The organism is Vibrio paucivorans, assembly GCF_054053395.1.
The window spans coordinates 1,696,680-1,716,290 of the sequence record NZ_CM133231.1; the positions used below are offsets into that span (position 1 = coordinate 1,696,680).

Consider the following 19,611-nt stretch of genomic DNA (forward strand, 5'->3'; position numbering starts at 1 on the left):
GCTAGGTTGATTGGCTCACCATAAACAAAGCCACAGCTGCAAGCATTCCACCTAACCCCCGGTTCACCCAGAGCATCCTTTTCTCTGTGTTGAGAAACTTCTTAAGGACGGCGCCGAAATAAGCCCAAAGAAGCATTCCCAGTACACCAAAAAATACCATGACTGTAATAATAATCGACACTTGAACGACGTAACTTTGGTCTGCGGTAATGAATTGAGAAAACACCGTCAGTGAAGCAACCCAACTTTTCGGATTGACGATTTGTACAATGACGCCCGGAACAAAACCTGCTTTTTGTACATCTGCATCGGTTTGAATGTCTGATGTCGCTATCATCCATGCGAGATACAACAGGTAGGCCGCGCCAACTGTTTTTAGAATGGTATAAAGCTCAGGGTAGACAGTGAATAGGCTGACTAAGCCGATGCTACTTCCGGCAAGCACGATGGTTGCGCCAAGCGCATTACCCAATACAAACGGTAGCGTCGCCCCAAAACCGTATCTGCTTGATATTCCGAGTAATGCAATATTGCCCGCGCCTGGGGTCAATGAAATCGAAATGGAAAACAGTAAGAATGCTGTCATTAACTGAGCGCTCATTTACTTACTCCTAGTTGTGTGAAATTGATAGGTTCAGTCTATACAAATCGCTAGGAATAAAATTGCTATATCAGCTACAATTTCCTTCATATAGGGAAGACTATTTCAAAATTGGCCATGAAAAAGAAAGAATCCATTCAATTCTCGTTAGATGAGACCGACCTCGCTATTTTAGAGCTTATTCAGAAAGAAGGCAGAATGAGCAACAGTAAGCTCGCAGAACGATTGCATTTAAGCGAGACACCTTGTTGGAGGCGCTGGAAACGGCTTGAAGAAGAAGGATTTATTGATGGCTACAGTGCCACTTTGAATCGAAAAAGAATGGGTTATCAAGTGGTTGGGTTTACCTTTGTGACTTTGGGAAGTCATGAGGTAGAGAACACGGAGCCTTTTGAAGAGTTTGCGCAAAACCATGCTTGGGTACAGATGTGCCACTGTATTGCGGGTAGCGCGGACTACATTGTGCAGATAGTCGCGAAAGATTTGGATGACTACTTTGAACACATCAGTGCAATGCGACGAGTTAAAGGGGTGAGCTCTATTCAATCTAACGTGTCAGTAAAAGAAGTGAAAACTCACTTACAGCTTCCATTAGGCTAAATGAAAAAAGGCTCTCGAATGAGAGCCTTTTGCTTGCTATTCCAAGACGCTGCTGGAGTTATCAATAGCATCGAGGCTGTTATCACCTAAGAAGTCGATGACCTCAGTCATCATCTCACTGTGTAGTGGCGCGTCCGCCAACCCTGAATCTTGCGGGAAGATAAAGGTACTGTGTTGCCCTACATCAGAGAAGCGTACAAAACCTTGTGCGCCAGGCGTCGTGGTGTCGCTTGAGTCGACAGTCGCTAGCGATAGTTTAGTCGCTAAAGGTATTGTACCTGCAAACGTGTTCGTAACACTGTTTGGTACTGTGTCGTCATCTTTCACCTGCAACAAGTACGTCGGTAAGCTAGCGCTTAAATGACTTGCATTGGTATATGGGTCAATGGTGTCGAGTAACGTTTGTGTCGCATAGGCGAATTGGCTTATGCCCGCGTCGACAGCACTTTGTTGAGCTGAAGTTGCGTTATCTTCAAACAACGTATAACAAGCTGAGTCACTTAATGAACTGCAATTTTCGCTGGCGAAAGCTTGGTATTCGGTGCTCGAAGAAGCGGCAACACTGTGTTTGATGAGTGGTCCGTAAGAATCTGAATTCAGCAATAGATTCGAAATTTGTCCACCTGTATTTGCAGCAGCGAACGAAGAAAACGCATACATAGCATCGCCAGTAGCATTGTTAATGGTTCGGTTAGCCGCGGCTACAGCTGGAAGACCCGTTACCCCACCTAATGAATGGCCTAAAAAGCGTGGCGCTGATGTGACCATATCCACAGATGAAAGTACGCTTGACGCTAACAAACCTGCCGCTTGTGAGTAACTTAAAGAAGCACGTAGCCCCATGATATCTAGTGCACTTTGTCTAACGTTATCACGAGCAACCGCCAAATTATTTAGGTTCAAGTATGCAGTGATATCACTATTGGCTGAGCGATCAGAATCTAAGCTACGTGAGCCGTGTAGCGGTTGGTCTATCGCGATCACCGCATAGCCTGCTGCCGCGGTTTGCTGCGAAGAAGTAGGTATTCTCTTTAACCGAAGTAATCCCGTGTTGGTAAATCACTACAGGCCAGTTAGCGGCCGTGCTACTTGGTGTGAACAAAATGAAATCAACAGATTGTAACGATTTGATCTTTGGCACTGGGTTATAGCGAGTGATGTAGCGGTTGCTATCTAGTGCCGAACCATCAGACTTCGTTAAGTCTACGCCAATGAGCTTTAACTGTTCACTCGCGTCAGTTGCTAAAATGGAAGAGTCTATTCCAGCATCGACCAGTTGAGCGCCAATGGTGGCTTGTTCTGTCGAATCGCTAAGCGCTTCTGAGATAAGGGCCAAGCTTGGCATAGCCGATTCGAAAGGTTGGCTATTCCAGTCATCGCCAGTTTCTAGGTAGTATGGCAGCTGAACTACACCTTTACTCACGTAAACGCCAGAAGCGCCAAACTGAGAAATAAGGGCCGTTTTTATTGAGCCATCATTATCAAAGTAGGTAGTGAAGTTAGTATCGGCATTCAAGGCATCAGTGTAAGTGTCTGTGCTGCTAAAGCTCATGGTATAGGCTGCGCTTAAATTAACGTTATTTGGGTTAGCGCTGTCTTTCCACACGGTTGAAATATCTGTAGCAGCTAACCCTGTTGCTGTTGCGCCTTTAACCGAGTATAGCGTGTCGCCCACAGATTGAGTGCTGAACCAAGTTGAGTAAACAATAGTTGTGCTATCTACGCCTGTGGCCTGAAATAACGCCTCAATACCTTGAGTGACTTGTTGAGCGGTTGCAAGGCTTCCGGTTGTGTATGTTTTAGCTGATGATTTTAAAGCAGCGTAACTGCCTGAAGTGCCCACCGGATCCCCATTCTCATCGGTAATTTCGCTTGTAAGCGCCAAAATGTACTCAGAGCTAGGATTAAGGTCGCTGTGTAGAACAATCGTCAAAGAATCAGTTTCTGAGCTGGAATAAACGGTAAAGTCTGTTGTGTTCGATAATATAGCCGAAGGGGTAGGTGAGCCCGTCATACTGTCGCTCAGTTCGACCAGATACACACCATTCGCGACCACGCCATCGGCGAGCCCCGTACCTTCAAATGCCATAGTGATAGGCATTGAGGTTGACCAGCCATCCATTGTCCCCATTGCTGCGATAGGGTTAGTCAGTGCATCGTCACCACCGGTTGGTAGTTCCAGTGTTGCGTCACTGGTGTTCATTAACGCAAATGATGGAAGCGGTACGTTGGCATTGGTGCCCTGCAACGTGAAATCAATCGATGTACTGCGTGAAAGTGCATCTTGAATATAGGGTTCGTACTGCGGCTCGTTGGTTGTACTTGAGGTATCGTCACCACAGCCTGCAAGCAATATCGCGCTAGACAGCAACGAAAGTGTAAGTCCTTTTTTCATGGTAATCCTGCCTTTAGAAGCTGTAGTTCATTTGAATAGAGCTGATGTAAGCACTGCCTTCAGAATCAAATTCTAAAGTTTCATCGAGTGCATTGGTCTCGGTGAATGAGCCATCTTTACTCGCGACGTATGCAAAGCCTGCATCGAAAGAAAGGTCGTCACTGTAGATATAAGTGACGCCAGCGGAGTACCAAGTACGGTCGCTGTCAGGAATACTCAAAGTAGCTTCGCCGGCTTGTTCGTCGAAGGCAAAACCAATACGGCCTATCCAGCTTGGAGAGAATTGGTAGGTACCACCGATTGACCAACGGCCGTTGTCTTCATAGTGCTCTTCTTTGTAGAAACATTGGTTCGCTGTGCCGTCGTTACAGTCCGGAGAGGTTGCTTTAAGTTCAGTAAAGGTACTCCAGTCGGTGCGTTGGTAGCTGTAGTGGAGAGAAAACTCTTCGGTTAGTTGGTGGAAGCCTGAGATTTCCCAAATTGCAGGTAGGGCGATTTCTAGGCGACCTGTGACCGTAGGGCTAGTGGCAATACCGCTATCGTAACTGGTAAATTCACCATCATCGAAGTCAAGGTCGACCTGAGAGCGGTAACCGAAACCAAAGCGGTGATCTTGATTGATTTCATACGTTGCACCGACATTCCAACCAAAACCAAAGGTATCACCTTCTAGGCCAATGAGATTATCTGAAGGTTCGGCACTAAAGGCTGGGGCAAGGGCACCTTTGTGACGGGTTAGCTCAGCATGTGCGTAGACTAAGTTTAAGCCTCCGCCAATACTGAAATGTTCATTGATTCGATACGCAACAGCTGGGTTTAAATTAACTGAAATCAGGGCTGTATCCCCCGCCATGTCACCCGCTTGGATATCGTTAGGGTAGTCGGTTGCTACACCATAAGTGGTGAACATACCAATACCCCAAGACCACTTGTCGTTAATCGGGCTGACATAGTATGCGGCAGGTACGATTTGCATTGGTGCAACATCTTTGGATGATTCACCATTAGTCTTATCCCAGATATTCACTTCTGGGTCGACGACAGAAATTGCTCCAGAAAATTGCGCACGTTCAAACAGTGTCATCGCAGAGGGGTTGCGCGCAAGAACGGAAGCATTATCAGCGACAACAGCTTCACCTGAAAAAGCACGGCCTAGTCCTGAGGCCGAGTGCTCTGCAACCTGAAACCCAGCAGCATTTGCATGGGCTGCGACAAGCGACGCAAGGGAGAGCATAGAGTATTGCTTTATTTTCATTATTAGGATCTCCAAGAACCATATTTGATTGCGTAATCAACTTGATGTTATTTATTTGTTAAATAAATGTCAAAGTAAACTGTGTGTTTTAACATGTTTAAATCAGGTGTTTGAATCTATAAGGTTATTAATATCAACGCCTTATGATGTTATTTTTGACAGGTTAGAGGTGTGACCTGTGTATTTATGGTGGAAAATGGAGTAAGTGTGAATAAAAGCCGCATAACTACTCATTAGATTAATAAATATTCAATTTATCAGAGGAATAGGTTAGCCAAGTTCCAGTATGGGAAAAGTGAGCCAAACCCCATGCGCTCAGAGGGATTTGGAGTGGGCTATTTCACTGCGATCCCGACATCTAAGGTGTCGAGCCAGTCGAGGAAACGGCGGATATCATCACCTTTGAATATTCCTCCGTGTTGTGGGCACATCATATCGATATCAAGACGACTCACCCGCTCGATCCAGTCGTGTTTTGCTTTGTTAGATGGCATCCATCGCCTATGGAAGTATTCCATTTTAGGGATGTGTTGATTGAAATCTCGGACAAAAAACGGCGCATCTTGTGTGTCCATAGCCGCGCCGATGTCTCCAGACATCAGTACTTTTGCCTCAGGATCGTAAACAGAAAAGTTGCCTGATGAATGCATGTAATGGGCTGGAATGAATTGTATTTCGAGGCCAGATAATAGGATTTTTCCGCCTTCGTCTTTGATCGGAGAGAACTGAATAGACTCCATACCAAAATGTCGTATGAAAGATTCCCACAGCCAAGGTGAGTGTAGAGTGCTCGAAGGTAAAGCTTTGTCCCATAATCCGAGTGAAGAGATGATGTCGGGGTCCTGATGCGAAGCGAATAGATGAGTAATGTGCTCAATAGGGACTTCTTTGACCACACAGCCAAGCATTGCAGAGAATAACTCAATGCCACCAGGATCCAGCAGCATCGCTTGGTCGCGGTTAACGATCATATATTGATTGGTGTCGATAATCTTTTCAGGTTTTTCTGGATCGCGTGCAAACATCACCCAGCGGTGTGCACCGTGTTCAAATAGTACTTTTGATTGCATAGTTCACCTTGGCAAAAATGGAAAACAGTTTAAGGGATTGGAGTACGTGGGCTTGGATGGTCTCGGCCAGCTGAGTCACGCTGTCTGCAATTGTGTTGAGTTGAGCCTGATACTTTTCATCTGCTTGAGAAGCTTCGACACTTAACATGGTTGAGATGATCTGTGCGATCCTCAGTTCGTCGTAAAGGGTTTTGAGTCCTTCATGCAGCCCTTTAGCTTCATGGGAAAAACGTTGGCTGATATCTCGATATTCTTTGAGGTTATTCGCTCTCGCTTCATTGAGTGAATCAAGGTGATTAGCACCTTTCGCACGTTGGTATACATGCTCGAATCGCTCGACAGCAGTGCCTGAACGAGTACCAGCGGTTGCAATTTTACTGAGTTGTTGCGCTTGAATGTTAATCCGGTTTGAGGCTTCTAGTGTTACGCGAACTAGGTCGTCTATGGAGTCAGTGATTGGCCTAAATCCGGCGGCGCTTTCCCCTGCGCGAAGCGCCAATGCTCTCGCATTACTGGCAACCAGCAACAGTCTTTTAGCGACTTCCATGCCGCGATTTAGCTCGGCTGCGACTTCCGCAGCAATAACAAATACGGGTTTGTTTGACATGTCCTAGCCCTACATTTGCCGAATCAGTTCGACTTATCATATTGGTAACTATAGACAATATTAAATAAACCACACGCTTAGTGTGGAAAGATATTAAGCCCAACAACGGCTATTCAATGGAGAGGTAACAGTAGGGAGTGCGATTGCACTCCCTCGGCTGACTGTACGAATGAGTTATGTACTCAAGCCAGAGTTAAACTAGGTAACTCGTTGGTCAACACGCTCTATTTCCCCACGTAGATGACAACCACTTTGTCGTCATTCAGTGTGCGAGAAAAGACATAAGCTTGTGTGTTAGCAAGCTCAGTATGAATGCCTGCTCCTATAGCGGGATGCCTCTGGCGGAATTGACCTAGCGTTTGCCAATGGTTGAGCAATGCTTTTCTCTCATCGTCTAGTTGCCACAGCATGTCTGAACGAGTGCCCTGATGGAAATCATCGGCATATGGGCCAACGTTACGGGCTATTTCATCGCCGTAGTAGACTTGAATAGCTCCTGGGCTGAGCAGCAAAGCATTGGCGGCATTGCGTTGCATCTCCATAGAGTTGAATCGGCCAAAGAACAGCTCGGTATCGTGCGATGACATGTAGCTTACAGGGGTGTATCCTGGAGACTCCTGAATAGAATCTGCGTAACTTTGGTAGGTATCAGCCATTTGACTAAAGCAGGCAGCACCTTTGTCGAGCTTCTTCTGCATGTCAAAGTTGATTAGCGCATCAAACCCGTCGTCGGCATATCGGCTGCGATAGGCTGAATGCCCCCATACTTCACCCATCATCCAGAAAGGTAGACCATTTTGGTCGTTTTTCTGACGCCATTTATCGAGGTTTTCTGAAGCTTGCTGTTTTAAACGCTGCCATACTTCACCTTCAACGTGCTTGACGGTATCCACTCTAAAACCATCGATACCGAATCGTTTTACCCAATCGGTTTGCCATTCAATCAAGTAGTCTGCAACCGTATAGTCTTCTTTGATGGTGACGCGTGTTCCCGGGTTATTTAACAACCATTTGGGCGGTGTCACGGTTTGGTTAGACTCTGTTTGAAAATCAGGCAATCCAGCAAGTGTTATTGTGATATCACTAGAGCCTGGTTTTGGGTAGTTAGGCAGCCCTGCACGTACCCAATCTGGCCCCCACCAATGTGCCCATTGGGTACTTTGATAATTAATAGCGTCGTTGTAACTATGCCAGTTTTGCCCAGCTTTTGGCGTCCAGTCTGCCCATTTTTTTTGCATTGCTTGGCTATCGACGACATCGATGTTGTCGAACTGTAAGTCTGCAAGAGTAGCGTAGCCAGAATGATTGATTACCGCATCGAGCAGCACCTTGATGCCTCGTTTATGCGCTTCGGTTACCAGAGTTTTTAGGTCTTCATCGTTACCAAAGTTTTGGTCGATTTTGGTGAAGTCTCTTGTCCAGTATCCGTGATAAGCATAGAACGGGAAGCTGCCGCTGTCGCCGCCGCCAACGAAGCCATGGACTTGTTCAACAATTGGGGACAACCAAATGGCATCGGTACCCAAGCTCTGGATGTAGTCGAGTTTTTCGATGACGCCTTTCAAGTCGCCGCCATGGAATGTACCAATCTCTTCTTTTCCATCTTTTTTACGACCATAACTTTGATCATTGGCTTTGTCTGCGTTGTGAAACCTATCAACCATAACAAAGTAGATGTTCGCGCTCTGGTAACTGAATGGTTGAGGAGTCGATTTGAGCGACTCAAGTAAGACTAACCCGCCACTGTTTGTAGCCGGTTGAATGGTGACTTCTCCGTTGGTGACAATGGCAGTTTGTTTGCTAAAAGCGTCGATCAATTCTGTTCCATCTGGAAATTGCCCGTGAAGGTCCACAGTGACAGGCCCACCTTGGTAAGCTTCACATTGTACTGTCGGGATTGGGCGCTTAAATGGCTTATTAGTGCTCTTTTTAGGCTGACGCTTGAAGGTAATGGTTTGATCTTGCTCGTTATATGCAAAAGAGTAATCACCAGTGAAACGAATTTTGACTGGCAGTTCGGTCGGGCTACCACAGTTAAGCGAGAGGGGTTTACTGAATTTCACTTTTTGCCCAGATGGTGCTGAACATTTACCTTCTACGCCAGAGATACTTAACGTGTATTGGTCCTTAGTTAACGTAACCACCAATGGTTGGTTGGGATCTAAAGGGAAATCGCGACTGTTCGTGGTAGTTGAGATAGTGAGGTTTGGTGCGGCATGAACAGCCGTGCTAGCGCAGGCCATCGCAAGCAAGAGTCGGGTCAGCTTCATATCAGTCCTTCGAATTATGTTTATAGTTTGTTCACGTTATCTGTATCGATCATAAGCAGCTTCTATGGGTTCAACATCATTCCTAAAGTCTACGCCCCAAAGTTTGCGTTCTTTCACAAAAGCTCACGTAGGGGGAGGAGAAACTGACGAAAAAGAAAGTGTGTTAGGCGTTTGGCGAGGAGACTCATATAAGTAACAATGCATTGAATAGAGGCTAGAACGGATGAGGTCAGTGTGAGTACACAACATGGACGCGTAAGGAATAGAAGTCGATGGTTTCGTAAGACGTGGTTTTTGGGGGCTTTATTCTTATTGTTTTCAGGTTTGGGTGTTGCTGAAGATTTGACGCCGATGTCATCGCAACAGTTGATGAGCTTGCCAGTAAACTTTGAACATTCTGACTGGTTCGATTGCGGTGAAAATGAAGGTCAACGTTTTTGCAGTGATGGTATCAGTTACTACAAAGTTCCGGTTTTTGGTGAAGTCGTTTTATCTGAACGTCATGAGCTCAACACCATTTTGCTGAGTGCAGCGTTTTCTCTCACTAATTACAACGATATCCAATTGAACCTCCGCCGAGATGGCTTTTCATTGCAAAAAGTTGTGAGAGGCCAAGAAGTGTTTGATGTGAAAACTGCAATCCAACATCAAGGTGTCGAAGAAACTGATAAAGCATTGGTGCTATTTCTCAACAAAGGAGGAATAGCACAACCCGTTGAGATGGAATGGCAACGTATTGAGTCATCGAAGCCACTGCAGGTGCAGAGCGCTAAATTCTATAGTGATGGTGAACAAGTCACCCTTAGTTTTAGTCCTGCTGAACTTCTCGAGGATGACGATTTAAAAACGCAGCCATAGCCGCTTCATCTAAATAGCCATCGGCTTTTTTGTGGGCGCGTAAATATTGGTAGCCAGACACAATCAAACGGTGTTGTTCTTCGTCTTCGAGTTCTTGCTGAGTGACGAAACGAAACGCAGCTTTATACGCATCCATATCAACCACTTCAGCCCTACGATATAAATACCCGCAGCCGGTCGCTAACCATTCTAAAGAGCAATTCGCGCGCAGGGCAATTTGATTGGCTTTCGCTAAACTTGGCTCACTTCCCTTTAGGTATTTTCGGATCAATGCTTCCGAAAGATCCACTCGGCGGGCAAATCCGCTGATGCTTTCTTCACCAATTAATTCTTTTAAACGTGCAGCAAAACTCATTTTTCGTACTCCAGTTCGAGTTACTGGCTAGTATACGTTGAGAGACAGGGTAAACAAGCATACTCTGTGGGCAGATTTATTAACGGAGAGAAATCCATGGTAGCAAAAGTGACAATGGCTCAACAGGGGCCAGAGTTTTCCGAGCTAGTACAAGGGTATTGGCGTTTAGCTGAGTGGGGTATGACCCCTCAACAGCGACTGACTTTTTTGAAACAGCATATTGAACTAGGAGTCACAACCGTCGACCATGCCGACATTTATGGTGGTTATGAGTGTGAAAAGCTGTTCGGTGAAGGTTTAGCGTTAGATAAAAGTGTCCGTGACCAAATTGAAATCGTGACCAAGTGCGATATTAACTTGTGTGGTGACAAAACGCCTGAGCGTAAGATCAACCATTACGATACGAGCGCGGCGCACATTTATCAATCGGTGAACAACTCTCTTGAGCGTTTGGGTGTTGATGAGATTGATGTGCTGCTCATTCATCGTCCAGATGCACTTATGGATGCAGACGAAGTAGCCGAGGCTTTCTCTGAGTTGCACAAAGTCGGCAAAGTGAAGCATTTTGGTGTGTCTAACTTTACTCCGCGTCAGTTTGAATTGCTTCAATCTCGCCTAGGTAAACCGCTTGTGACCAACCAAGTGGAAATCAACCCACTGAACTTCGATGTTGTTCATGATGGCACACTCGATCAGCTACAAATGCAACGTACTCGTCCTATGGCTTGGTCATGCTTAGGTGGTGGCAGCATTTTCTCTGGCGACACTGAACAAGCGAAGCGTGTTCGTGATGAACTGGAAGCTATCCGCCAAGAAGTAGGTGCAGCAAGCATTGACCAAGTGATATACGCGTGGGTACGTCGCTTGCCTTCTAAGCCGTTACCTATCATTGGGTCGGGCAAAATCGAGCGTGTGCAGACCGCTGTCGACGCGTTGAATATCGAGTTGACTCGTGAGCAATGGTACCGAGTTTGGGTGGCGTCTAAAGGCCATGGTGTGCCATAGGAATTTAGCAATTAACACGCCACAAAGAGCCAACGTAAACACGTTGGCTCTTTATGTTTCCTCGACCCCGTCTTAAATAAGGTTGACACCTTCTATCTTCAATTTTTCACGCCAGGTAACGGCTGAATCACCCCATTGCCATTCACGACGCAATATAACCATTCACTCCACGGAAATACCGTTTGTCGCATACTCCTGCAGGCTAGAATAAAGCACCGTAACCTTTCAACATCAGCCAAATGAAAGGGACGACATCATGAAAGTATTTAAGCTAGCGACACTAATTTCTTTAACTGTTCTAGCCAGTACACAAGTACAGGCAGTGCCATCAGAAGCCACCATTAGCCAATATAACCTCGCCGCAGAAGGTGATGAAGATAAGGTGGAGGTTGTTTACGAGCAGCTGCAACAGCAGGTTGCTGAGCAGGGAGCCGATGCGCTTAGCCTAGTGTATTTGGGCAGTACGCAGACTCTTATGGGCCGTGATGCATTTATGCCTTGGACCAAGATGAAGCACACTGAGCAGGGCCTAGCTACTATTTCCAAAGCATTGGCACTCATGGCTGACTCCAATATCCCACTTCAAGAGCAGCTAATACGTCAGGGGCTGCCGGAAACCTTGTTAGCTAAAGCTATCGCCGCGACTACGTTTACCTCATTACCAGACATGTTTAATCACTTTGAGCGAGGTTACGACTTATACCTAGAATTGCTGAGCGATGACACGTTTACTGCGCAAGACTACGATGCGATTTCTTGGATCTATGTTTATGCCATTAAAGCTTCGCTGAGGGCGGAGGACAGCTCTCAAGCCAAAGCATGGCTGAAAGATATGCAGGCTAGAAACTCCCAGCATCCAATGACGCTTCAAGCTCAAGCCCTCATCGATAAAGCGGCTTAAGGAGGCGTTATGTTGAAATTCAAAGACATTTCCAAGTGCTACTCACTCGGTGTTCAACAAGTTACGGCACTGCAGGGCGTCAGTGGTGATATTAAGCAAGGTGAAATGGTGGCGCTATGTGGCCCATCTGGTTCTGGAAAAAGTACGTTGCTCAATGTTCTTGGCTTACTGGATATGGATTATCAAGGCGAAGTGCGTACAGCAAGTGGAGAAAACTATCCCAAAGATGCGTATCTGGCTGCATTGTGGCGCCGTTCAAGGCTGGGATTTGTATTTCAGAAGTTCAATCTTGTTCCTGTGATGAGTGCTTGGGAAAACGTTGCTTATCCACTCATGCTGAACGGCTACAGTAGGCAAGATCAAAAACGGTTGGCGACAGAGGTTCTAGCAAAAGTTGGATTAGAAGCGTTCGTTGACCACAGACCGGACAATTTATCTGGTGGGCAGCAACAGCGTGTTGCGATTGCGAGAGCATTAGTACATCAACCAGAAATGGTGATTGCCGATGAACCGACTGCGAGCCTAGACAGCAAAACGGCAGAATTAGTTATAGAGCTAATGAAAACATTGGGCCATGAAATGGGGACCACCTTCATTGTGGCAACGCATGACTCAAGAATGGCAGCTCACTGTGACAGGGTAATTGAGTTAGTCGATGGACAGCTAGCCAAAGACAATACGGAGGTAGTCAAATGGGCAAGTTAACTTTTCTCGCAAGCTGGACATTGTCGTTACGAATTGCATTTTTGAACTTGAAGCGTAATGGGCGCCGCAGTGTGTTATCGATATTAATCATAGCGATCGCAGTATTTGCACTGACGGCTGCAGGTGGCTTTGGCCTGTATACCTATGATTCATTGAAAGAGTCGACCGCACGAGACACAGGCCACTTAACGCTAAGCCAACCGGGTTTTTTTGAACAGGACGAAGAAATGCCATTGGCCAATGGGTTAGCAAAAACAGAAGAGCTAACCAAGTTTCTATTAGGTAGTGATGCAGTTCGTGGTGTACAGCCAAGAATTGAATTCACGGGGTTGGTCTCTAATGGAAACAAATCGACCATTTTTGTCGGAACTGGTGTCAACGAACGTGAGTTTGACATGAAAGGCCCGTTTTGGGATGTTCGTTCGGGACGAACACTGTCTAATATCCATTCATCTCGCTATGACCCAGCTGAGCCTGAAGTGATGCTGGGTGTTGACCTTGCGCGCAATCTCAATGTTGGCATTGGTGACTGGGTGACGCTACTGGCTACAACCAGTGATGGTGCTTTGAATGCGTTTGATTTCCAAGTACGCGGTATCTATTCCACAGGTGTACCTGAGTTGGATAAACGTCAGCTATACATTCATATTCAATCGGCACAAGATTTACTCGTAACCAACAAAGTGAGCACTTTGTCGATCTTCTTATTTGATACACCACAGACAGAAGCGGTGCAGGCATGGGTAGAGCAACTGCTGTCTGGAATGACACTGCCTCAACCTATCGAGGTAACACCTTGGCAAGATAGGGCATTTTTCTATACCAAGGTTAAAGATCTTTATGACCGTATCTTTGGCATCATGGGAGCTGTCATGGCGTTGGTGGTCTTTGTCGCTTTGTTTAATACCATGACAATGTCGGTGACGGAGCGAACTCGAGAGATAGGTACATTGTCAGCGTTAGGGACTTACCCGAATGAAATCGTACTTGGTTTTATGCGTGAAGCGGGATTGCTTGCTCTGATTGGTGCGGCTTTCGGCGGTATATTGACTGCACTAACTTCGGTTTTACTACTTGTTATGGATGTTCAGATGCCACCTCCTCCAGGCAGAACGGATGGCTACCCACTGAATATCTATTTTTCCTTCGAACTCCTGGCATACAGCTTTGTTGGTGTTGTCGCGATTTGTGTTGTGGCCGCGTGGTTATCTGCTCGCAAAGGCGTGAACAAGCCGATTACCGAAGCGCTGATTTATGTTTAACCGACAAGAGGACAAAGCAATGCGACAAATGATTAACACGTGGTTAGCGATGGGATTGATGGCGTTGTCTGGTATGTCTTATGGTCAGAGTAATGCTCAGCAAATGGTGATCAACGCAGACAACTACCGACTTGATTCAGCTTCTTCAAAAGTAGTGTCTCTGGTTAAACTTTATGAGCACGATGAGTTGGATAAAACCAGAGCGTACAACGTTTATACACGGCCCAATAGAGAATCCTTAGTGGTGTTTAAATCCCAAGTTGAAGCGGGTCAAAAGATGCTCATGCTGGGTGATAACTATTGGTTGCTAATGCCTAAAAGTCGCCGTCCGATTCGTATTACCCCGATGCAGAAGCTGCTTGGTGAAGCATCGGTTGGAGATATTTCAACCTTAACGTGGAGCGACGACTATCAACCCAAATTGATAACACAGCAAAACGTAGAGTTAGAAAACGAGCAGAAGGTTGTGACGAATAAACTTGAGCTTACCGCAAAAACCAATGGGGCGAGTTATCAGCGAATCGAGTTATGGCTTGATGCCAGCGACGACTTCCCAGTTAAAGCAAACTTGTACTTAAGGTCAGGTAAGCTCGCGAAACAAGCTTGGTTTCATCCAGGCGAACGAGAAGGCAAGCAACGTGTAGTGGCTATGACGTTACTCGATCGTATTCAACCGGCGAAGAAAACGGTGATTGAGTATCAATCCATCACACCAAAAGAGTTATCGGAAAAATATTACAACCCAGCCTATCTAACACGAAACTCGGTGTCGGGACTGTAGGTTGATTGGTAGGTAAAGGACTGCAGTAATGACAAAAATCGATAGTGATTCGAGGGAAGTAATGAGTGGTAAATCGATCAGCCGAATCACACAAGATCCAAGGGTTTTTCTGCTGGGGCTACTGGTCACACAAAACGCTGTTGCTAGCGAACTTTCGTTTGATTGGGATTGGATGGTAAGCAGTGGCATAGCCGCTCATAGAAGCTCGGTTTGGTTTGAAGAGCCGCAGCAAAACCAGACAAACTCAGTAGATGCCCTTTTGGATGTTCAAGTAGGTTGGCAGGGTTGGACTGGCTTGTTTGCAGCGAAAGGAACAGATGTTTATAGCTCAGACGCCGCTCGCTCCTTTGATGGGGAACTGATAATACAAGAGCTGTTTTGGCAAGGTAGCCCTGCTTGGTTTGATAATGCGGTTGATTTGACGGTAGGTAAGGTCCGCTTAGATTGGGGTGTTGGTTATGGCTATCGCCCACTAGACATATTCAAACCGTATCGACGTAATCCTGTTGGTATTCAAGTAGAAGAAGGAGCTGGGACCCTAATGACATCATACTTTGACGAGTACGGAGAGTGGAGCTTAGTGTACACCGATTCTTCTTGGAACTCGCAACAGGGGAGTGAGCTAGAAGAACGATCCGAACAACAAGGGATTGGCATCCGGCGTTATCTTTTAGCGGGTGATACAGAATGGCAAGGCTTAGCTTACTATGATGATGTACGCGATGGAGTGCTTGGTGGATCAGTAGTGACCGTGTTGAGCCATGCTTGGGAAATTCATGCATCAATGTTGTGGCAAAACAAATATTTGAGCTATGAGCAAGGTTACGACTTTGAACCCGTGGAGCTAAGTGATGAGCGCTTAGATAATGGGTATCAAGCATTGGTTGGCCTTAACTGGGCGGACACCATTGGCCAGAACATCATTGTCGAATACTGGTATGACAGTCGAAGTTGGGACAAATCGGACTGGAGTAACGCTTATCAGAGAGCGCTTAATCTATCGTCTTATCCGACGAGCTCCGAGTTAGCGCTGTCGTATGCACAAGGTTTGAATCATGCCAATTTGGTTGCGCACAACATTATGATGCATTGGTCCTTAGATTCGAGTAGCTGGAGTCATTGGGAATGGAGCAAAGAATGGTTGTGGCTAGGTAATTTAGAACCGACATTCGACTTTTTGTATTCACCACAAGATGGCGGGCTTATCGCAACGCAGTGGCTGAATTACACTGCCTACGACTCTGGTCAATCTTCTTTTAATGTGGAGCTTGCTGCGCGATTTATGACCGGGAGCAAAGATTCTGTGTATGCAAATTTGTCGGATAAGCATATGATTCTACTAAATCTGAAAGGGAAGTTCTGATGTCTGATTTAAAGCGACATGCTGCGAATAGTTTAAAAAGCTTAGCGTGGACATCGCTGTTTTGTACTGTTATTGCATTCACCACGCAAACCATCTGGCCTAGTTCGCTGTGGGAGCACTTGGCGATCAGTTTTGGTTATGGTTATAGTGCGGTGATCAGTGCTCATTTGATTGCTTGGCTTAAACCTAACTTTTCGCTAAGAGAAATCAACATCTACTCGTTACTGGTTGCTATGGTACTCGGTAGCGGAAACGCGTACCTTTGGTTAAATAAGTATGAGAAATTCAGTCATATCGGTTCAATGAAGCCAGTGGTGTTTCTTGGCTTTGTGTTTACCGTTGCCTGTTTCTTTTACTTCTATGCTCATGAACAGAAGCTGCAAGCTCAGAAAGCTCTTGAAGTGGTTAAACGCAAGCAATCCGAACAGGAAAAAGCACTTATCCTTAGCCAATTGAAGCAATTGCAAAGCCAAATAGAACCTCACTTCCTATTTAATACTCTTGCCAACATCAATGCACTGATCACCAGTGAACCCAAAAGTGCTCAAATGATGCTGGAGCGCCTCACTGATTTATTGCGCGGAACCTTGCAAAGTAGTCGTCAAAAGCACACCAATTTGCAAGGTGAGCTTGATCTTGTTGATGCCTACCTGTCGATTCAGAAAATTCGCTTGGGTAACAGGCTGAATTTTACGATAGATAACCAAGTGGAGCATGGAGTGACGCTTCCTCCATTGATTCTTCAACCATTGGTGGAAAATGCTCTGCAGCACGGTATTGAGCCTAAAGAGCAGGGCGGACAAATCACGATTCGAGCATTTGTCGAAGAAGATGACACGGTGATCGAAGTGTTGGATACAGGGGTTGGGTTAACGGCGGGAGCACAACATACTGGCCACGGTATTGGCTTGGACAATATTAGGCAGCGGCTGCTTGGACTATTTGGTGAATTCGCCTCTCTGACCATCGCTGAACATGTAGAAGGTGGCGTTAAGGCAACGCTTAGGTTTGCAACCCGCTCACTGGATGGGCTTGAGGAAGTACTGGATGAACGATAATGCGTTAAGCGCAGTTATAGCTGATGATGAGCCGTTGTTGCGCCACCACTTGAATAAAATGTTAGCGGATTATTGGCCGGAACTAGAAGTCGTCGGAGCTGCTGAAAACGGGCATCAGGCTCTAGAATTGATTCAGGAACACCAACCAGATATCGCATTTCTGGATATAAAAATGCCCAATATTGATGGAATGAGTCTCGCAAAGCAACTGCTAGCATTCGGTGAAACAGCACCTTGCGTGGTGTTCGTTACGGCTTATGACGAGTTTGCAGTACAAGCGTTCGAAAACAATGCAGTCGATTATCTTTTAAAGCCTTTATCTGAACAAAGGCTGGAGCAATGTATCTCTAAGCTTAAACAACGTTTCAAAACTGCTCATGCAGCCAGTCCGGACATGGTGAGCTTACTTAACCAGATTCAACAACTGACCCATCAAGCGAAGCCGAGTTATCTTAAGTGGATCAAGGCTTCCAAGGGCGAAGAAATTCATCTCATTTCTATTTCAGAAGTTTTGTTTTTCAAAGCGGAAGATAAATATGTGTCTTTGTTTAAAAGCGAGCAGGGTGCAGTGGTAGAGTACTTATTGCGCACTTCGTTGAAGGAACTTCTTTCCCAGTTAGACCCAGAACTGTTTTGGCAGATCCATCGCTCTATAGTTGTGAATGTATCGGCGATAGAAAAGGTGAAAAAGGACTTTACTGGGAAAATGTCGGTGTTTATTGGCGATGAGAAATTGCCAGTTAGTCGTGCCATGCAAGGGCAATTTACTAAGTAGTCATTTACCAAGTAAGAAAGTGCCCTTGCCCAGCTGCTCTTAGTACGGAAATAAGCGCTGCATCGTGTGCTGGCCAAAGTTTATGAACTCTCTTGGCGGTAGGGGGGCTGAATAGTAAAAACCTTGTATGTAGCGCACTCCAAGTTTTCTTAGCTGATCAATCTGAGCTTGTGTTTCTACCCCCTCGGCAATCACCTTCATGTTGAGTTCTTCACCTAAGCCAATCATGGACATCAGTACTGGTGTAATTGAGGAGTCAGAGTGCAGGCTCTTGATGAAAACTTTATCAATCTTCAGCACGTCAAAGTTATGTTGGCGAATAAAGTTGAGCCCTGAGTAGCCAGTCCCAAAATCATCGACGGCAATGCGAAATCCCAGTTGGTTGAGTGTTTTCATCGCTTCAATTGCTTTATCCATTTCAGAGCTCGAATAATCATTGTTTTCTGTAATTTCAAGCAACAGTAATGGGGTAATCGTTGGGTGTCTCTTCGCATATCTCTGTATGTAATGCATAAACTGGTCGTTGATCACTAACTGGCGGCTGATATTCAGGCTGATGTATTGGCCATCTAGAGATTTTCGATTCTGGTAGAGAAACGCGGTTACCGCTTTAAGCATTTTCTTAGTGACTTCATCGATGACGCCAATTCGTTCCGCCAGGGGAATAAAGATATCTGGCGGGATATTTCCTTGTTCAGGGTGCACCCAACGTATCAATGCTTCTGAGCCCGCGATTCGCTGCTTGTGAATATCTACAATTGGCTGCAAATACAACTCGAACTCTTTATGGTGCAACGCGCTTTTTAGTGAGTGTTCTATGGAATTTCTCGAGATCAGGTAATTGCTGAAAAAGAGATAACCAACAGACAAGAGTGCTGCCATCAGCAGCGTTTTCCATAACTGTTGCTGGTAATGATATTGATAGGAGTCAGCATTCAAATGCAATGTGACGGAAAGTGGGTATAGGTGAGAAGAGAAACTAAATAGCTTATGCGCTGATTCTATAGAGCCGTGCTCGCTTTGAATGGTTTGGTTGAGCACAGAAATCTGATAGCCGTATTCATACTTTTCAAAGGTTGGCGCCACGATTCTCAGAAACTGTTCCGGTGGTAGCAATGCATTGACGCCACTCTTTTTATCGTTTGAGGCAAACACGAAAAAGGTTTGGAGCCGACTTTTAGAGCGTGTAAGAGAAATAGTTATGTGGTTAGGAGACTCGCTAATTCTCTGCAGGATAGAGCTAAACAACGGAATATCACTAACGCCTTCATTGCTGGTGCAAAAAACACGTCCATCTTTGTAGATTCCGGTTTCTTTCAAGATTGGGGAATAGAATACGTATTTTCGTAATGCCAGTACGTCTGTACGATCGCATCTGTCTGATACCTGCTCCGATAACTGGAGTAAGTCGCTGGCTGTGTTGGTAATGAAGTTTTCCAACTCTGCGATAGCAAGCTTGCCTTGTTGCTGAGCATAGCGGTTTGCACTGTAGAAGTTGAGGACTGTCGATACAAGAAAAACGCCAAACAGGATCAGAGCGATCGGTAGAGCGGAGTTGATGTTGTGTCTGACTAGCAGTTTAAGCCTGTTGTAACTGCCCACTGAACTGGTTGATTGATTCATAGTGAACGTTAGCCATTTTGTTTTTTTGTTTGGCTTTAACTATATGTTGCAACGTACGGTTACTTCTCACTTATTGGCTGGGATTCAAACGATAACCATACGATTGTTTTGCTAACTAGTTCTTTTC

General features: G+C 45.6%; 17 protein-coding genes and 1 pseudogene. 10 read left to right on the top strand and 8 right to left on the bottom strand.

Features of this window, described 5'->3' with window-relative positions; all coding sequences use genetic code 11:
• Position 1: 1 nt before the first annotated feature.
• Positions 2-601 carry a LysE family translocator gene (locus ACXABW_RS23085; RefSeq protein ID WP_457525790.1) on the bottom strand — a complete coding sequence of 200 codons (600 nt, stop codon included), beginning with the start codon at positions 599-601 and terminating at the stop codon, positions 2-4.
• Positions 602-718: 117 nt separating this feature from the next.
• Between ACXABW_RS23085 and ACXABW_RS23090 the strand changes: the two genes are divergently transcribed.
• Complete coding sequence (locus ACXABW_RS23090) at positions 719-1,201, top strand: Lrp/AsnC family transcriptional regulator (protein WP_457525792.1); 483 nt, start codon at positions 719-721, stop codon at positions 1,199-1,201.
• A 36-nt stretch (positions 1,202-1,237) separates the two neighbouring features.
• Here the strand turns inward: ACXABW_RS23090 and ACXABW_RS23095 are convergent.
• From ACXABW_RS23095 to ACXABW_RS23115, 5 genes and pseudogenes are all read right to left on the bottom strand, one after another.
• Positions 1,238-3,596 (bottom strand): annotated as a pseudogene (locus tag ACXABW_RS23095) (VolA/Pla-1 family phospholipase).
• 13 nt (positions 3,597-3,609) lie between these two features.
• Entirely contained in the window at positions 3,610-4,851 is a 1,242-nt protein-coding gene (locus tag ACXABW_RS23100; protein ID WP_457525794.1) for an outer membrane protein transport protein, read from the bottom strand.
• A 335-nt stretch (positions 4,852-5,186) separates the two neighbouring features.
• Positions 5,187-5,921 (bottom strand): oxygen-binding di-iron domain-containing protein, encoded by a 735-nt coding sequence (locus tag ACXABW_RS23105; protein ID WP_252033469.1) that lies wholly within the window; start codon positions 5,919-5,921, stop codon positions 5,187-5,189.
• Entirely contained in the window at positions 5,899-6,528 is a 630-nt protein-coding gene (locus ACXABW_RS23110) for a chemotaxis protein (RefSeq protein ID WP_252033471.1), read from the bottom strand. The genes ACXABW_RS23105 and ACXABW_RS23110 overlap by 23 nt, the downstream gene beginning before the upstream one ends.
• Positions 6,529-6,752: 224 nt before the next feature.
• Entirely contained in the window at positions 6,753-8,798 is a 2,046-nt protein-coding gene (locus tag ACXABW_RS23115; RefSeq protein WP_457525796.1) for an alpha-amylase, read from the bottom strand.
• Between the two features lie 234 nt (positions 8,799-9,032).
• Here ACXABW_RS23115 and ACXABW_RS23120 point away from each other — a divergent pair, with 234 nt between their 5' ends.
• Positions 9,033-9,656, top strand: a complete 624-nt coding sequence (locus ACXABW_RS23120; protein ID WP_457525798.1) for a hypothetical protein — start codon at positions 9,033-9,035, stop codon at positions 9,654-9,656.
• Here ACXABW_RS23120 and ACXABW_RS23125 read toward each other — a convergent pair.
• A complete protein-coding gene (locus tag ACXABW_RS23125; RefSeq protein ID WP_457525800.1) occupies positions 9,607-10,011 on the bottom strand; it encodes an XRE family transcriptional regulator in 405 nt (134 codons plus the stop codon). The genes ACXABW_RS23120 and ACXABW_RS23125 overlap by 50 nt on opposite strands.
• A 96-nt stretch (positions 10,012-10,107) precedes the next feature.
• On the opposite strand from ACXABW_RS23125, the gene ACXABW_RS23130 reads away from it, so the two are divergent.
• The 8 genes from ACXABW_RS23130 to ACXABW_RS23165 all read left to right on the top strand — a co-directional run bounded on the left by ACXABW_RS23130 (position 10,108) and on the right by ACXABW_RS23165 (position 17,861).
• A complete protein-coding gene (locus ACXABW_RS23130) occupies positions 10,108-11,016 on the top strand; it encodes an aldo/keto reductase (RefSeq protein ID WP_457525802.1) in 909 nt (302 codons plus the stop codon).
• 256 nt (positions 11,017-11,272) lie between these two features.
• Positions 11,273-11,917: a hypothetical protein gene (locus ACXABW_RS23135; protein ID WP_457525804.1), complete on the top strand. Its 645-nt coding sequence runs from the start codon at positions 11,273-11,275 to the stop codon at positions 11,915-11,917.
• Positions 11,918-11,926: 9 nt separating this feature from the next.
• Positions 11,927-12,622 carry an ABC transporter ATP-binding protein gene (locus ACXABW_RS23140; protein WP_265686154.1) on the top strand — a complete coding sequence of 232 codons (696 nt, stop codon included), beginning with the start codon at positions 11,927-11,929 and terminating at the stop codon, positions 12,620-12,622.
• Positions 12,610-13,884 carry an ABC transporter permease gene (locus tag ACXABW_RS23145; protein WP_457525806.1) on the top strand — a complete coding sequence of 425 codons (1,275 nt, stop codon included), beginning with the start codon at positions 12,610-12,612 and terminating at the stop codon, positions 13,882-13,884. The genes ACXABW_RS23140 and ACXABW_RS23145 overlap by 13 nt, the downstream gene beginning before the upstream one ends.
• Positions 13,885-13,912: 28 nt before the next feature.
• Entirely contained in the window at positions 13,913-14,665 is a 753-nt protein-coding gene (locus ACXABW_RS23150; RefSeq protein ID WP_457527190.1) for an outer membrane lipoprotein-sorting protein, read from the top strand.
• A gap of 61 nt (positions 14,666-14,726) precedes the next feature.
• Positions 14,727-16,028: a hypothetical protein gene (locus tag ACXABW_RS23155; protein ID WP_457527192.1), complete on the top strand. Its 1,302-nt coding sequence runs from the start codon at positions 14,727-14,729 to the stop codon at positions 16,026-16,028.
• Positions 16,028-17,086, top strand: a complete 1,059-nt coding sequence (locus ACXABW_RS23160; protein WP_457525808.1) for a sensor histidine kinase — start codon at positions 16,028-16,030, stop codon at positions 17,084-17,086. The genes ACXABW_RS23155 and ACXABW_RS23160 overlap by 1 nt, the downstream gene beginning before the upstream one ends.
• On the top strand, positions 17,076-17,861 hold the full coding sequence (locus tag ACXABW_RS23165; RefSeq protein ID WP_457525810.1) for a LytR/AlgR family response regulator transcription factor: 786 nt from the start codon (positions 17,076-17,078) through the stop codon (positions 17,859-17,861). Before ACXABW_RS23160 ends, ACXABW_RS23165 begins: the two co-directional genes overlap by 11 nt.
• Before the next feature lie 39 nt (positions 17,862-17,900).
• Here the strand turns inward: ACXABW_RS23165 and ACXABW_RS23170 are convergent, their stop codons facing one another.
• On the bottom strand, positions 17,901-19,484 hold the full coding sequence (locus ACXABW_RS23170) for an EAL domain-containing protein (RefSeq protein WP_265686151.1): 1,584 nt from the start codon (positions 19,482-19,484) through the stop codon (positions 17,901-17,903).
• Positions 19,485-19,611 lie beyond the last annotated feature (127 nt).